The sequence below is a fragment of the Occallatibacter sp. genome (assembly GCF_036502485.1).
In the GTDB taxonomy this organism is placed as follows: domain Bacteria; phylum Acidobacteriota; class Terriglobia; order Terriglobales; family Acidobacteriaceae; genus Telmatobacter.
The window spans coordinates 1-15,649 of the sequence record NZ_DASXYM010000144.1 but is presented as its reverse complement, the minus strand read 5'-3'; the positions used below and the strand labels follow the sequence as shown (position 1 = coordinate 15,649).

Annotated in this window: 11 protein-coding genes; 5 read left to right on the top strand and 6 right to left on the bottom strand. The window is 60.2% G+C overall.

The genetic code is table 11. The features are described 5' to 3' along the window. Positions 1-537 precede the first annotated feature (537 nt). The 5 genes from VGL22_RS18310 to VGL22_RS18290 form a co-directional block, all read right to left on the bottom strand. Entirely contained in the window at positions 538-1,440 is a 903-nt protein-coding gene (locus VGL22_RS18310) for a dienelactone hydrolase family protein (protein ID WP_465268394.1), read from the bottom strand. A gap of 151 nt (positions 1,441-1,591) precedes the next feature. After that, positions 1,592-4,222 (bottom strand): ATP-dependent chaperone ClpB, encoded by a 2,631-nt coding sequence (clpB, locus tag VGL22_RS18305; protein WP_465268393.1) that lies wholly within the window; start codon positions 4,220-4,222, stop codon positions 1,592-1,594. A 198-nt stretch (positions 4,223-4,420) separates the two neighbouring features. Then, complete coding sequence (locus tag VGL22_RS18300; protein WP_465268392.1) at positions 4,421-4,900, bottom strand: Hsp20/alpha crystallin family protein; 480 nt, start codon at positions 4,898-4,900, stop codon at positions 4,421-4,423. A gap of 391 nt (positions 4,901-5,291) precedes the next feature. Next, positions 5,292-5,975, bottom strand: a complete 684-nt coding sequence (locus VGL22_RS18295; RefSeq protein WP_465268391.1) for a ribonuclease HI family protein — start codon at positions 5,973-5,975, stop codon at positions 5,292-5,294. Between the two features lie 214 nt (positions 5,976-6,189). Next, positions 6,190-7,587 (bottom strand): sugar transferase, encoded by a 1,398-nt coding sequence (locus tag VGL22_RS18290; RefSeq protein WP_465268390.1) that lies wholly within the window; start codon positions 7,585-7,587, stop codon positions 6,190-6,192. Positions 7,588-8,578: 991 nt separating this feature from the next. On the opposite strand from VGL22_RS18290, the gene VGL22_RS18285 reads away from it, so the two are divergent. Together VGL22_RS18285 and VGL22_RS18280 are read left to right on the top strand one after the other, a co-directional pair. Next, entirely contained in the window at positions 8,579-10,249 is a 1,671-nt protein-coding gene (locus VGL22_RS18285; protein ID WP_465268389.1) for a capsule assembly Wzi family protein, read from the top strand. A gap of 30 nt (positions 10,250-10,279) precedes the next feature. Then, positions 10,280-11,257 carry a hypothetical protein gene (locus tag VGL22_RS18280; protein WP_465268388.1) on the top strand — a complete coding sequence of 326 codons (978 nt, stop codon included), beginning with the start codon at positions 10,280-10,282 and terminating at the stop codon, positions 11,255-11,257. Between the two features lie 31 nt (positions 11,258-11,288). On the opposite strand, the gene VGL22_RS18275 is transcribed toward VGL22_RS18280, so the two are convergent. Beyond that, entirely contained in the window at positions 11,289-12,077 is a 789-nt protein-coding gene (locus tag VGL22_RS18275) for a tyrosine-protein phosphatase (RefSeq protein ID WP_465268387.1), read from the bottom strand. Positions 12,078-12,391: 314 nt separating this feature from the next. Here VGL22_RS18275 and rfbB point away from each other — a divergent pair, with 314 nt between their 5' ends. The 3 genes from rfbB to VGL22_RS18260 all read left to right on the top strand — a co-directional run. After that, a complete protein-coding gene (rfbB, locus tag VGL22_RS18270; RefSeq protein WP_465268386.1) occupies positions 12,392-13,468 on the top strand; it encodes a dTDP-glucose 4,6-dehydratase in 1,077 nt (358 codons plus the stop codon). Continuing rightward, the gene (gene rfbA, locus VGL22_RS18265; RefSeq protein ID WP_465268385.1) at positions 13,465-14,346 is read left to right on the top strand and encodes a glucose-1-phosphate thymidylyltransferase RfbA; all 882 of its coding nucleotides are present in this window, start codon (positions 13,465-13,467) and stop codon (positions 14,344-14,346) included. The genes rfbB and rfbA overlap by 4 nt, the downstream gene beginning before the upstream one ends. Positions 14,347-14,401: 55 nt before the next feature. Next, positions 14,402-15,649 (top strand): MFS transporter (locus VGL22_RS18260; RefSeq protein WP_465268384.1); only part of this gene is annotated, 1,248 nt, incomplete at its 3' end.

Sequence of the window (15,649 nt, the reverse complement as noted above, 5' to 3'; positions counted from 1 at the left end):
CGCGGGCGTCGGTCTTCATCACTGCCCGGAACAGACTTGGCTTCACCTCGCCCCTTCCGGACCGTTCCGCCAATGCGGCCATCTGATGCCATTTCCAACACATCACCTTCCCAAGAATCACTCCTTCTCGTTCGGCCCTTCACTCGCCTCGCGACGGGCTACTACGGCCTCGGCTGACTTCTCGCTCCGATTTGCACCGTTGCCCTTTCAGGCATGAGGCGAGATCTCCCCAGGTAAGAACGCACTCCTTCACTGCACGACCGCCGGATCTACGCCGCCGAACCTTGGTCACAAGAGCTTCGCGGCCATTGGCCCGCTCGCCCTGTTCGGCAACGCCTTCTATCCGGTTCTTGTTCATCGGCCCGCAGCTTCGATCCACGCTTCCTCCCCACACTCGGTCGCCCTCATGCAGTTGCGCTTCACTTCACTCGCTGTGACCAACTCGCGACGGGACTTACACCCGTAAGAGTGCGCCCATGCTGGGCGCACAACCAAAAGGGCCGCGCCTCGCCGCGGCCCTTCGTTCATCCAATCCGCTTACATGCTTGAGGCCGCATCGTGGCAAGCCGGCGCGTCCGCCTTCCGCGCTGTTTGCTTCGGCTCGCCAGCCGTAGCCGCGCTCGCCGTCTTCATCTCCTTCAGCAGCTTCACCAGCCGGTCGAGCGCCTGATCCCGCGCCGTCTTATTAGCGGGATTCTTGTCTCCCGGATCCTCGCCCGCGCGCATGAACCCGTGGCCCGCACCCTCATATGTCACCGGATCGTACGACTTCCCGGCCTTCTTCATCGCATCCGTCGTACCGGGAACCGTCGCCCCGACGCGCGCGTCGTTGCCCGCATAAAACCCATACACCGGCGCCGTAATCGTCGTGACATCCGCCGGCCCCGTCCCATAGAACACAAATGCCGCGCTCAGATCCTTGCGGTGCGTCGCAAATGCAAACGACTTCGATCCGCCCCAGCAAAACCCCGCGACCGCGATTTTGCCGTTCGCGGCCGGCAGCTTTTTGCCATAATCCGCTGCCGCATCCAGATCAGCCATCACAGCGTCGGGATTCAGCCCCGACACAGCCTTCACGGTCGCATCCTGATCAGGGAAAGAACTCGACCCGCCGCCGTTTGGGCCCGCCCCGCTCAGCAGGTCCGGAGCGATAACAATGAACCCTTCGCCGGCCAGTTCATCTGCCATCTCCTTTGCCCAATCGCTCAAGCCGAAAATCTCGTGAATCAGAACAACGACCGTCGCCTTCTCCTTCACCTCGGGATACACCACCAGCGCCTGAACGCTGCGGTTGTCGTGCTTGAGCGTGACGTACTCGCGATGCCGCGGCGACTTCTCAAGCCGCGCCTTCGCCCAATCCTGCGCCGGCAGGCATGTCGCTACAACGAGGAACGGTAATACGGCGATCCATATGCGTGTGCGGGAAAGCAGAGATCTCATGCCGACCAGTCTAGCCATGCCGGACCCAGCGCAGCAACAGAATCCGCTAGACAAAAAGAAAGCCCCGAAGAAATCCCTCCGGGGCCGTTGATGCAGTCCTAATGTGGCACACACGTGGCGACCAAGCCGCGGTCGGCCGCACCGCAGGTGCTTACGCCATAGCTCCACGGCCCATGGACTCGAAATGCAACTGGTTCGAGTGCCGATCCACGTCGATACGTACGTGCATGCCGTGCAGTATCTCGCCGTCCAGGATCTTCATCGCCAGCGGGTCCTGCACCATCCGCTGTAACGCCCTCTTCAGCGGCCGCGCGCCGTACACCGGATCCCACCCGGAGGCGAGGATCAGTTGCCGCGCCGGTTGCGTCAGCTCCAGCGAAATCTGCCGATCTGCGAGCAGCTTCTGCAGTTCCTCGATCCTGAGGTCCAGGATCTGGTCCATCTGCGCGTGACCCAGCGGGCGGAAGATCACTTGGTCATCCACGCGGTTGAGGAACTCCGGCCGGAAGTGCTCCCGGAGTACCCGCATCACGCTCTCACGAGCCATGTCGAAATCAAGGTCGGACTTCAGTGTCTCCGGCGTCAGCAGCGCCGCGCCCAGATTCGACGTCATGATCAACACCGTGTTCTTGAAGTCCACCGTACGACCTTTCGAATCGGTGAGCCGCCCGTCGTCCATCACCTGCAGCAGCACGTTGAATACGTCCGGATGGGCCTTCTCCACCTCGTCCAGCAGAATCACCGAGTATGGCCGCCGGCGCACAGCTTCTGTCAACTGCCCGCCCTCGTCGTAGCCAATGTACCCCGGAGGCGCGCCGATCAATCGCGCCACCGCGTGCTTCTCCATGTACTCGCTCATGTCGATGCGGATCATGGCCTGCTCATCATCGAACAGAAACTCCGCCAGCGCCCGCGCCGTCTCGGTCTTTCCCACGCCCGTCGGCCCCAGGAAAATGAATGAGCCGATCGGTCGTTTTGGATCGCTCAGCCCGGCGCGCGAACGACGGATGGCATTCGCAACCACCGTCAGCGCCGGTTCCTGCCCAACCACACGCTCCCGCAGCCGCTCTTCCATCTTGACCAGCTTCTTGACCTCGCCCTCAAGCATGCGGCTCACTGGAATGCCCGTCCACTTGCTCACAATCTTGGCGATATCTTCTTCATCCACTTCTTCTTTCAGCATGCGCTCGGTCCCGCCCGCATTCACGCTGTCCTGGGTCGCGTTCAGCTGCTGCAGCTCGCGCTCCAGCCGCGGCAGGTCGCCGTATTGGATCTGCGCGGCGCGATCGAGCTGTCCGCGGCGGGTGTTCTCCTCCGCCTCGAACTTGAGTGCCTCAATCTGTTTCTTCACCTCACTGATCCGCGTGATGGCGTCGCGCTCCTGCGTCCACCGGGCCCGCAGCGCGGTAATCTCCTCCCGCAGCGCGGCGAGCTCGCGTTCCACGGTCTCCATGCGCCCCAGGCTGTTCGGGTCGGTCTCCCGCTTCAACGCCGCGCGCTCAATCTCGAGCGAAGTGGCCTGGCGCTCAAGCTGGTCGATCTCCGTCGGGACGCTGCCAATCTGAATGGCCAGCGAAGCCGCGGCCTCGTCTACCAGGTCGATGGCCTTGTCGGGAAGGAAGCGGTCCGAAATGTAACGATGCGACAAAGTCGCTGCCGACACGATCGCCGAATCCTTGATGCGCACATTGTGGTGCGCCTCGTATCGCTCCTTCAGGCCGCGGAGAATGGCAATGGTGTCCTCCACGTTGGGCTCGCCGACGAAGACGATCTGGAAACGCCGCTCCAGGGCCGCGTCCTTCTCGATGTACTTGCGATATTCATTCAGCGTGGTTGCGCCAATCGCCCGGAGCTCGCCGCGCGCCAACGGGGGCTTCAGCATATTGCTGGCGTCGATAGCGCCTTCGGCGGCGCCCGCACCCACCAGCGTGTGCAGTTCGTCGATGAACAGAATGACCTGCCCGTTCGACTCCTCAATCTCGCGCAGCACGGCCTTGAGCCGGTCTTCAAACTCGCCGCGATACTTGGCCCCCGCCAGCATCGATCCGAGATCGAGCGAGATGACCCTCTTGTCCTTGAGGATCTCCGGCACGTCGCCCGACGCAATGCGCCGCGCCAGTCCTTCAACGATAGCCGTCTTGCCCACTCCCGGCTCGCCGATCAGCACAGGGTTGTTTTTGGTCCGGCGGCTCAGCACCTGAATCACCCGGCGGATTTCTTCGTCGCGCCCGATCACCGGGTCCAGCTTGCCACGCCGGGCCAGCTCGGTCAGGTCCTTGGCGTACTTCTCGAGAGCCTGAAATTTGTTCTCCGGATTCTGATCCGTCACCCGCTGTGATCCGCGCACCGCGGTCAGCGCCTTGAGGATGGCATCATGCGTTCCGCCCAGCAAAGTGAGCGCCTGCGCTGCCGCATCGCTTTTCTGGCTTGCGATGCCCAGAAGCAGGTGTTCAGTGGACAAGTACTCGTCCTTGAAGTTTTCCGCCTCCTTGAAGGCCTGGTCGAACGCCTTGTTGAGCGCCTGGCTGAGGCCCGGCTGCGCGGCAGCACCCGAAACACGGGGCAGGTTTTCCTCGATGGAGTGAAGATCGCTCTCCAGCCGCTCGATGGGAACACCAATCTTGCCCAGCACCGCGGGAATAACGCCTTCGCGATCTTCGACCAGCGCCAGCAGCAGGTGCACAGGCTGCATCTCCGGGTTGCCCAGTTCGGCTGCCCTCTGCTGCGCCTGCGCCACTGCCTGCTGCGACCTGACCGTCAATTTATCCCAACGAATTGCCATAAAAACTCCCGTTGTCAGTGATCAGCTTTAAGTTCTCCGGCATTTCTTGCCGCCCACGTCCGCTGTCACGATGACTCGAAGTGAGTGCGTGGTCAGTATGAGCCGATTGCTTTGAATCCACAAAGCAATGGTCAGTTGCCAGTCCAGGCTTTGGCTCCGAACTGACCGCTGACCACTGATCCCTGACCACTGGTTCCTTTACCGCGCGCCCACCAGCTCCGGCTCTTCGGCCTTCTGCGCACCGCCGACGTTCACCTTGATCTGCTTGGGCTGGGCTTCGGGCTTCTTCAACAGCTCCAGCTTCAGCACCCCGGCATTGTAGGTGGCGCCGATGTGCTCGCTGTCCACCGTGGAGGGCAGCGTGAAGGAGCGGAAGAAGCTCCCATAGCGGCGCTCAATACGATGGAAGTTCTCTTCCTTCTCTTCCTTCTCGAACTTGCGCTCACCCTTCACAGTGAGCGTGTTGTTCTCCACGCGAATGTCCAGGTCCTTCTCTTCAATGCCCGGAACCTCCAGCTTGAGAACGACTTTCTTGTTGTCCTCATAGATGTCGACAGCCGGCACAAAGCTGGCAGTCGTCAGGGGGCTCTCGCTCTCGTTCATCTCGCGGAAGAGCGAGTTCATGCGGCTCTGCAGAGCGACGACTTCACGGAAAGGATCCCAACGAGTGATTGCCATGTCTGTGTTCCTCCAGATTGCTTTTCGATTTCGAATTTGCGGCTGAGTAGGTCGCCCACCCGGGGGACCCACTCTCAGCCTTGCACTCCATCTGATGGGAACTATAGCACGTAGGATGCATAAAATGTGAGTGCTTTTTACTCACGTCTAAAGGCCGAAGATTCTATGACGTAAACATCAGGGTCGTGTCCTTCAGTCCGCGCGTCCGCGACCTGAGAGCAGTTGAGGACAGTGGCTCCGGCCTGGAAACGCAGAAGGAACGGCGTAAGCCGAGTTCAGACGACCCGCCGTTTCTCAGGTGCCAACTAAGCTGCAGCAACAGAGTTCTCTCTGCTGTGGCCCCTTTACGGTCGGAACGCTCATGGCGGCTGAGAATCAAGAAAGGCCGGATCTACTCGCGAACCACCTTCACGAAGATACCGTCGGGCAGTTCGCCTTCGAGGAGGTGAACCACGCCGTCCTTCACATAGCCCTCGATGACCTGCCGCGGCGGCTTGGGGACATTCTGAGCTGGCTGGGGAGCCCTGGGCGGCCTGGCGTACGCATCAGCTCTCAACCCGGCAGGGCCGCCCGCATTCGCGCGCCCTCCTGGATCCGCGCTCCCTGATCCCAGGTTCTTGTCTTTACCCATGCCGCGGTCCATGGCGTCGTTGGCCAGCTTGTCGGCTTCCTTGTTTCCGCCGCGGAGCGTATGCGACATCTCGAAGCCGTCCAGCTTGCGCGCCAGCGCTTTGGCCTCTTCCCACAGCGGCCGCAATCCGGGGCTGGCCACCTTGTACTGGCCTTTCATCTGCTTCACCATCAGCTCTGAGTCCGACACCACCCTGAGCTTCCGATGGCCATGCTGCACAGCCCAGCCCAGAACGGAAAGCAGCCCCTTGTACTCGGCATAGTTGTTGGTCTGGATTCCCAGAAACTCGCTCAGCCGCGCCACCACCTGACCGCGACCGTCCTCAATGACTGCGCCATATCCCGCCGGCCCGGGATTTCCCCGCGATCCGCCGTCACAGTGGGCTGTCAGCCATTCGGCGGAGCCCGGCTTCGCCGCACCGCTATCAAACAAATTACCCGTCATTGCTTCCAGTGTAGCGGTGCCCCCCAGGGCCGAGATCCACAGGTGCGCGGCTCACAATAAACAGTCGACGACGAGCGCTGCATGCGCGTTGCCGGGAGCTGATCTGGCTCTTCGGTCCCTCCCCGCCGGCTAAGAGCTCGCGCGTTGTGGCACCAAGAAAGCAAAGGCCCGATTCGCCGGACGGAATCGGGCCTCTGGGCTTGCCATGATTCTATTAAGAGCCGGTTCCCGCGAACACCACCGTGATGGTCCGAAGGATAATCTTCAGATCGAGCCAGATGTTCCAGTTCTCGACGTACGCCAGGTCCAGAGAGATGTAGCTGTCGAATGAGGGATCTTGGCGGGCGTACACCTGCCAAAGTCCGGTGATGCCGGGCATCACGTCCAGGCGACGCAGGTGATCCAGCTTGTACTGGCGTACCTCGCTGCCGATCGGTGGACGGGGACCTACGATGCTCATATCACCCTTGAGCACGTTGAGGAATTGGGGCAGTTCATCCAGCGAATACTTACGCAGGATGCGACCCAGGTGAGTGATCCGGGGATCGTTGGTGACCTTGAACAGCACTCCGTCGCGCTCATTCAGGTGCATGATTTCGGCGCGCTGGCGATCGGCGTCTGCCACCATCGTTCGAAATTTGATGCACTTGAAAACGCGGCCCTTCTTGCCGATGCGATCGGAGCGGTAGAAGATGGGCCCCGGCGATCCAAACTTGATGAGAACCGCTATGGTCAGGAGAACCGGAGAAAGCGCCAGAAGAACCATCGACGAGAGAATTACGTCGAGCCCGCGCTTCAGCATGAGCGCCATTTCAGGCAGATCGCCACGATGCAGCGGAATCGTCGGGAACTGGCCGACGTACTCGATGGGGCAGTTCAATGCTAGACCGCCAAAAGTGTGAGGCAGGACGCGAACATCGATCCCGGTCTCCCGCGCCTTGAGCAGAACCTCCTGCATGTCAGTGCGCTCCAGGGCGATGGTGAAGAATATCTCATCCACAAAGTGCTTGCGGGCATGGTCGAACAGCGAATCGAGATCGCCGACGATTTCGCCCACAGGGTTCTGCCGGAACCCTGTCCCGGGCACCTCAATAAAACCCTTGAAGGCATAGCCAAGGTGGCGGACCGTGTCGACGTGCCGACGGAGAGCCTGCGCTTCCGGACCGGTCCCGACGATAAGGAGGTTACGGATGTCGACGCCGCGCTCAAAGCGCCGGTGCTGCAGCAATCGGAAAAGCATGCGGCGAACGCTCACGCACGCGGTGACCAGGGCGATGGTGATGAGCACAATGGAGCGCGGAATCTGCGCGGCGTGCAGGAGATAGAGAGCGCCGGTAAGAATCAGACCTGCGGTGATGCAGGCCTGCACGGCGAGGCGCTGTTCATGCAGAAAGTTATGGAGGGCATGGGGACGGTACAGGTTCAGGCGGTGGCTGATGAACAGCAGCGCCAGAATGAACCCGCACAAAAGCGTCATCAGAAGTCCAAATGAGCCGCCTGGAAACAGTGTGCCTTTCCAGAAATGTCTCGCGCCTGGAATCAGCCCGATGTGTAATTCGAACACGGTTGCGAGCACAGTGGCCGCCACAACCGTCACACCATCCCACAACATCCCGACCTTCGACAACCCCGCCCCAGCAGAGTGCGACCCGACTTCTCGAGGTCGTTCAGAAGAGGATGTTTTAGATATGGTTTGTCGCAAAACATCCGGTGATGCCATTGACTCTCCAATATGAAGCTTATCCCGATAAGGACAGTACTTCCCGCCTGACAGGCCCCCCTGAATCGTTTAGGAAGAATATCCCTGCGGGTCTGTGGGTGCGCTTTGATTCGGGTTCCTGGCGCAGCCTCTATACCGACACGAATCCCGTTACCCACCAACCAATTCGTATGCGGTGACGGTCCAAGGCACCTGATGACCCGGTCCAGAGCAAGATCTAATCGAACAAATACATCAGAAATGCTTCTTTAGGATTGCTCACCGGACCGAATTTGGCAAGCATAAATTTCGTGAAGAACTCGAGAGCCGAAACACAGGTCCAATTACCTTAGTTACAAAATAGACTCGAGAGTCGGCTTTTTCGCTTCGCTCCGCCTCAGCCTTGGAGTGCAGCAATTCCCCAGTTAAATCGGTCGCTCGGAACAGTTGAGCGATCGGAGTGAGGCCAGAGGCAGCATGACTTTGGTAACGAGCTAAACTACGGATCTTCAGCTCCCGAACGGGCGCGGGTTTGTCCACGACAAGAAACGCCTGTGGGCCTGAGAAACAGGCCGGGGGGGCCTGGTGCCCTGGCGATCGTTTCAGAGCACAGGAAAATCTGGCTGTCGAGATCGCGATGCCCAGTCAGATGCCAGGGTTCAGTCTGCGGGAGTTGAATACCAGGATGCCTTGCCAGGGATCTTCACGCGCATGGCATGGGGCTGGGCGTAAACGACTGATTACAACGTCTGATGACCTTGACATCAGGAGGGCCGCAGTTCAGGCTAGATTCACGTACCACCGTTTCTATATCCAAGTAAATTTGAGTCGCTGAGGTATGTTAGTGAAAAGCTGTCATCGGTATGCCGCACTCATGGCTCTGTGCTCAGCATCGTTTGCAGGAATGGCTCAATCCTTCGCGCCAGGCTGGTCCGGTTCCCCGCACACCGCCGCGCCGGCGATGATCACGAGCGCACAGGGCTCGACTTACGTTCCCCTCGACCACTGGATCTATAGCGCGCTGGACCGGCTGCACGGCATGGGATACATCGACACGGCCTTCCTCGGGTTGCGGCCGTGGACGCGGCTGAGCATTGCCCACATGCTGGAGGAGAGCGCTGACGCTATTCAAAACAGTTCAGACGACGAGGCACGGGAACTGTTTCTGGCAGCCCGCAAGGAAGTGCAGCCCGACGTGGATAACCCTACGACCTTCCTGCATCCCGACGGAGTGATGGAGAGCGTTTACGTAGAGGGGAGAGGGATCTCAGGCACTCCTCTGCGGGACAGTTACCATCTGGGCCAGAGCATCGTAAACGACTATGGCCGCCCTTACGAGAATGGCTTCAATTTTTATGGCGGTATGGCGGCGCGAGCCGAGGCGGGCAGGTTTTCAGTGTACTTCCGCGGCGAATATCAACACTCCCCCAGCGCTTCTGGGTATTCGCCCGATCTGAGGAGCTACCTCTCGAACACGACGGATATGATCGACCTGACCAAGAGCCCGCAACAGGAAACGCTGCCGGAAGAGCAGATCCTGTCCCAGAACAATGCTCGCCTCATGCAGGGGTATGTCTCGTACGAATTGCTGAATCACGAAATTTCGTTTGGAAAGATGGAGCACTGGCTGGCGCCGGATCGCGGCGGCGCCCTGCTGATCAGCAACAATGCGCAAGGTATGTACAACTTCCAGATCGACCGCGTCGAACCACTCCGCATCCCGGGGCTCTCCAGGATTACTGGCCCATTCCGGTACCTGTTCTATGTAGGCAGCCTGAAGGGCCACACGGATCCTAATGCGCCCTGGGCCCACGTAGAAAAAATCAGCTTCAAGCCTACGGGCAACATAGAGTTTGGATTCTCCCGGCTTGTGATCTGGGGCGGCGAGGGTCACGTCCCGATCACGCTGCACAGCTTCCTCAAGAGCTTCTTCAGCGTAGCGAACGTTTCGCGCGCGGAGAAGTTCTCCAGAAACGACCCCGGAGCGCGGTTTGCGGCGTTTGACTTCAATTGGCGGCTGCCGTTCATGCGCCACTGGCTCACACTTTACACGGACTCCTTTGTGCATGACGATGTAAGTCCGGTGGATGCGCCGCGCCGCGCCGCGTACCACCCGGGCATCTATCTTTCGCGTTTTCCGGGGCTGCAAAAGCTGGATCTACGCCTGGAGGGCGCCACCACCGATTCCAGCGCAGCCGGGGCGCGGCAGACCAATGGCCAGTTCTTCTATTGGGAGGCCGTCCAACGGCAGGGCCCGACTAACGAGGGATACTTGATGGGCGACCCCATTGGACGAACAGGCAAAGGTGGGCAGGCCTGGATGGCCTACCATTTTTCGCCAAAGGATGAGGTAGGTGTGGCCTACCGCCGCGCCAAGGCTTCCCCGCAGTTCCTGCCGGGGGGCACCACCCAGAACGAGTACGCGTTCACCGTGCGCAAATGGTTTGCCAAGCAGTTCCAAATTGAAGGTCTTGTGCAGTACGAGAATTGGAAGGCGCCCATCTACAAGACTGGCGCGCAGAGCGACACAACCACTGCGGTCAAATTGACCTGGTATCCGCCGCGCAGGGATTGAAAACAGGCCGGTTCGCCGGAAATGAGGATTATGCACAAGCCGATCTCGGGCGTGACCATGGCCATTTGCATGCTGGCAGCGTTCCTGGCGCACGCAGAGGGGAACGCGGCGAGGGAACCACAGGATGCGTCAACCCCGAAGGTGCACGTGATCTCCGCAGGCCAGATGTCCGCCGAGGATGCGGAAGTGCTTGCCGGAAAGCACGAGGCGATCGCCTCCGCTGCCGAGCTCAACGGGTACGACATCCTTTCGGGATCCTGGATTCGCAACCAGGTGGTCTGTCCGGAGGCTCCCCGGCACCTGATCATGCATTACCTGAAGATCAGCCCGGATGGTTCGGTTTCTCTCTTCACGGCAGCGGTACCTCGCGATGCGGAGGTTGACCAGAAGCTTCACGTGCGCATCATTCCGGTGCTCTATCACGGGGCGCCGGCATTTCATGTCTTCGGTTCATCGCCGTCACAGCGGCAACTGATGAACGAGGTGATTTCAACCAAATCATTGGCCTCGCCTCCCACACCGGACAACGAGTGGAAAAACCTGGCGTTCTGCTATGCTGCGCTGGCAGGCGCCGAACCGACCTCAAAAAGCGTTACTGCTCCGGAAGAGATCACCCCCACGCTCGAAGTGGGGGATGATAAAAAAGTCCGCGAGATGCGGTTCAGCGTGCTCGGCCCGGATCACCTGCTGCAGGACTGGAGGATCGTCTTCGATCGGCAGGCGCTGGTAAAGGAGATATTCCTGTCCGCTAAGCCGATGCGCCCCGGGGAGTTGGTCCCCAGTTCGACCCAGACGCAGGCCGTCAGCCCCAGCGAACCCGCGAAGCCCGCAACCGAACCTGGCCCGCCGAAACCTGCAACCGACACTTCCGCGAAGCCGGCAACCGAACCTTCCTCGCCCGCAGCCGAGCCGCCCTCGCAGCCTGTGACCGAACCAAGACATTCGAAGCAGAAAACGATTCCCGATCCGCCGCGTCCTCAACCCAAGCCGATTCCACCCATCCAGTAGTCTGTGCACTGTCGAGAGCGAAAACCCCCGCTCACCCGAAGATGCGCCGCAGAAAGCTCTTCTTCTTTATCGGAGCGCGTTCGTACAGAGGCCCCGTTGGCTCGGGCTGTGTGGGCATCGAGTCGCCCGCGAAGATGGCGGCCGGATTATGGATGCACAGCCGCTCGGCTGCCTCCTGTCCAAAATCCCGCTTGAGCGCATGGAAAGCCTCGCTCATCGCGGGGGCCCGCCCCGTAATGTTATGCGCGTCGCTGGCGATCACGTGCGCGTAGTTCCCCTTCAGCAGAAGCCGCGTGAGGGTTTCGGATCGGGTACCGAACCGCCCTGTGAGCGATGCAGCAGTCAGCTGGATCAAGCATCCGCTGTGAACCCAGTCAATGATGGGGTTGGGGGATTGCAGCAGTGTGGGATTGCGTTCAGGGTGGGTGATGATGGGAGTGAGCCCCAGGCTCATAATGCGGAAGAACACCTCGGCAAACATGGGTATGTTCACGTAGTCCGGAAACTCCACCAGCAGATAGTTGCTGCCGTTGACAGTGAACTGACGGGGGTTCTTCTCCAGGACCTCGAGGTTTTCGTAGGAAAGATGGAAGTCGCACCCCAGCCCCAGAGTGAGCCTGCCGGAGAGCCGCTCGCGTAACTGCGCCAGCCGCTCGCGATTCAACTCCGCCTGGTAAGGGAACTTATACGACGCGTGCGGTGTGGCGACTACATGCGTCACGCCTTCTGCGATAGAGGCCTCTGCAAGCTCGAGAGAAGCTTCAATGGTCCTGGGGCCGTCATCTACGCCAAAGATGAGGTGATAGTGAATGTCGAACATCTTGCAGTGCTCTCCAACGCGCAGAAGTCAGCATCTTCCGTAAACGCAACAGGCCCTGCGCGATGCCGAATCCGTCGCCACGCTGTTCTCGAAGGTTGTGGCTCTCATATTTTACGCTTTCTTCATTGGCTGAGGGGTTTATCCGCCGAAAGAACCGCAGACTACCTCCCAGGGTGGGCCTCTCGTTCAGCCGTGCTAGACTGCATCGAGAAAACGGCGAGTGTTGTGTCTCTGCAGGGCTGCGCTCGGTGGGCCTGCAGCAAGCAGCTTCGAGCAAAGCACCAGCCGTCTCAACGAGGGTTCCAGGCCGCCTCATGACCGCACGTTCATGCATTCTCGTTACCGGCGGCGCCGGCTTCATCGGAACGAATTTCGTTCTGCAGTGGGTTGAGAGGGGGGGTACGATCGTCAACCTCGACCTTGAGACCTACGCCGGCAACCCTGAAAATCTCGTCTCTCTGACAGGCAGCCCACAGCACACCCTGGTCCACGGAGACATAGCGGATGCGGCACTTGTCTCCCTTCTTTTCCGCGAGCACCGTCCGCAAGCAATCGTCCATTTCGCGGCCGAAACCCACGTAGATCGGTCGATCGCAGAGCCAGACACTTTTATCCGGACGAACGTATGCGGGACCTTCACTCTGCTGGAGCAGGCGCGGCAATACTGGTCCTCACTGCGGGAACCGGAACGCAGCACATTCCGGTTCCTGCATGTATCTACGGATGAGGTATACGGTTCACTGAGTCCGGACGATCCGCCATTTGTAGAGGAACAGGCATTCGCGCCCAATAGTCCCTACGCAGCCTCGAAGGCCGCCGCAGATCATCTAGTGCGGGCGTGGTTCCACACCTACGGTCTGCCCACACTCACGACGAATTGCTCGAACAATTACGGGCCGTTTCAGTTTCCGGAGAAGCTGATCCCGCTGATGATTCTGAATGCTCTCGCCGGCACGCCTCTGCCGATATACGGCGACGGCGGCAACGTGCGGGACTGGCTGTTTGTGAGCGATCACTGCGCCGCGATTCGAACTGTGCTGGCGAAGGGCCAGCTCGGTGAGACTTACAACATCGGCGGCAATAGCGAACGCACCAATCTCGAGATCGTAAGGATGATATGTCTGATTCTGGATGAGTTGCGACCGGATCCAGTCGGGGCGCACGACCGATTGATCACCTTCGTGCCTGATCGCCCCGGGCATGACCGGCGGTACGCCATGGACGCACGGAAGATTGCGAGGCTGGGATGGCAGCCTTCCGTCCGATTCGAAGACGGGCTGCGGAGCACGGTGGAATGGTACCTGAACCACGCCCCGTGGGTGGACCGTGTGCGAACGGGCGCCTATCGTGACTGGATCCGACAGAATTACGACGAGAGGATATCGCGATGAAGGGCATCATTCTGGCCGGCGGCACCGGCACGCGACTGTATCCGTTGACCCATGTGGTGTCGAAACAACTGCTGCCCCTCTACGACAAGCCAATGATCTATTACCCGCTCAGCGCCTTGATGCTGGCCGGGATCCGCGACATTCTCATTGTTTCCACGCCGCATGACATGCCGCTATATAAGGAGTTGCTGGGCTGCGGAAACCAATGGGGCCTGAACTTCAGCTATGCCGGACAGCCCAACCCCGAGGGCGTGCCCCAGGCGTTTCTTATTGGGAGCGAGTTCATCGGAGCGGATGCTTGCGCGCTCGTGCTGGGCGACACGTTCTTCTATGGAGAGGCGCTCTCGCGCACATTGCGCGCGGCTGCGAAGCTTGTCGAGGGGGCCCTCATCTTCGCCTATCGGGTCCACGATCCGGAACGGTACGGGGTGATCGAATTCGATGCATCCGGCCGCCCTGTGAGTCTTGAGGAGAAGCCGCCTCAACCGAAGTCGCACTTCGTGGTCACGGGCCTGTACTTCTACGACAACGACGTGGTGAAGATTGCTTCGTCCCTGAAGCCATCCGCTCGCGGCGAACTCGAGATCACCGACCTCAACCGGCGGTATCTTGAAGCGGGCAAGCTGCAGGTGCAGTTGATGGGCCGCGGAATGACGTGGCTGGATACCGGAACCCACGAGTCTCTGTTTCACGCCGGAGCGTTTGTGCAGACCATTCAGCAGAGGCAGGGTCTGAAGATCTCCTGCCCCGAGGAGATCGCCTACCGCATGGGCTACATCACGGCAGAGGCACTGGAGAAGCTCGCCAAGCAGCTGACAAACAGCGAATACGGACGATACCTGTGGGAGGTATGCCAGGAAACTCGTCCTCCACGGTAAGCCTTTCAGCAGCCTGTATAGTGATCCTGCTGCACAATCTCCGCGGGAGATAATAATGGGCCCTGCGCGCCGCCGGCCAGTTCGCGATTATCTAGTCCTCTGGCTCTTCCTGCTGAGTGCCGTTGCGTTTGTTGACCGCACCAACCTTTCCATTGCCGGACCTGCCATCCAGCGTGAGCTGGGCCTGGACAATGTGCGCCTCGGCTGGGTATTCAGCGCGTTTCTGGTGGGATATGCGGCGTTTCAGGTGGTCGGCGGGTGGCTCGCGGTGCGATTCGGGCCAAGGCGTGTTCTGGCGGCGGGCGTGGTGTGGTGGGGAGTGTTCACGGCGCTCACGACAATGGCTTCGCCCGGCCTGGCGCATGCACTACTCGCGCTGATCGCGATTCGCTTCGCACTGGGCGCCGGCGAGGCAGTCGTCTACCCCGCCTCCAACCAGTTCGTCGCGCAATGGATTCCAGTGCCGGAACGCGGACGCGCCAACGGGTGGATCTTCGCGGGCGTGGGCGCCTCCGGCCTCTGCATCCCTGCCCTCAACTGGATCGTGAACAGCTACGGCTGGCGGGTGTCCTTCTGGTTCTGCGCCGCGGCGGGCGTTCTGGTTGGAGTGGGATGGTACGTTCTCGCGCGAGATGTTCCCGAGCAGCATCCGAAGGTGGGCCGCGAAGAGATGGAGTTGATTCAGGCCACCCGAGTTGCTCCGGCTCTGGGCAGCGCCAACCATGGGCCGAGTTGGCGCGAAGTCCTTCTGAATCGCAACGTGGGCGCACTCTCGCTCAGTTACTTCACTTTCGGCTATGTTGCATGGATCTTCTTCAGTTGGTTCTTCATCTACCTGGCCCAGGTGCGGGGTTTGAACTTGAAATCGAGCGCGCTCTACTCGATCCTTCCCTTCATTGGAATGACCATCTGTTGCATCGGCGGCGGGGCCATCAGCGATGCCGTGACACGCCGCTACGGATCCCGGCTCGGTCGCTCGGGAATAGCTGTGTTCTCCCTCTGCTTGACTGCCGTGTTTCTGGTCGTGGGTTCGCACGCGGAGAGTGCCCGCGCGGCGAGCCTCTTTCTAGCCGGAGGCGCCGGGGCGCTCTATCTCTCCCAGAGTTCGTATTGGGCGGTGAGCGCAGATATTGCCGGACTGCGTTCCGGCGTCGTCTCGGGCGTAATGAACATGGCATGCCAGATCGGCGGCGCGATCACGGCATCGTTCACACCCTGGCTGGCCATGCATTTTGGGTGGAACGCGGCATTTCAGTTCGCGGCTGCGCTCGCAGTGGTGGGAGCTCTTTCGTGGCTGCTGGTC

Coding starts and splice junctions, on each gene's coding strand:
- VGL22_RS18310 (WP_465268394.1), bottom strand. CDS start 1,440: ATGAGATCTCTGCTTTCCCGCACACGCATATGGATCGCCGTATTACCG.
- clpB (WP_465268393.1), bottom strand. CDS start 4,222: ATGGCAATTCGTTGGGATAAATTGACGGTCAGGTCGCAGCAGGCAGTG.
- VGL22_RS18300 (WP_465268392.1), bottom strand. CDS start 4,900: ATGGCAATCACTCGTTGGGATCCTTTCCGTGAAGTCGTCGCTCTGCAG.
- VGL22_RS18295 (WP_465268391.1), bottom strand. CDS start 5,975: ATGACGGGTAATTTGTTTGATAGCGGTGCGGCGAAGCCGGGCTCCGCC.
- VGL22_RS18290 (WP_465268390.1), bottom strand. CDS start 7,587: ATGTTGTGGGATGGTGTGACGGTTGTGGCGGCCACTGTGCTCGCAACC.
- VGL22_RS18285 (WP_465268389.1), top strand. CDS start 8,579: ATGGCTCAATCCTTCGCGCCAGGCTGGTCCGGTTCCCCGCACACCGCC.
- VGL22_RS18280 (WP_465268388.1), top strand. CDS start 10,280: ATGCACAAGCCGATCTCGGGCGTGACCATGGCCATTTGCATGCTGGCA.
- VGL22_RS18275 (WP_465268387.1), bottom strand. CDS start 12,077: ATGTTCGACATTCACTATCACCTCATCTTTGGCGTAGATGACGGCCCC.
- rfbB (WP_465268386.1), top strand. CDS start 12,392: ATGACCGCACGTTCATGCATTCTCGTTACCGGCGGCGCCGGCTTCATC.
- rfbA (WP_465268385.1), top strand. CDS start 13,465: ATGAAGGGCATCATTCTGGCCGGCGGCACCGGCACGCGACTGTATCCG.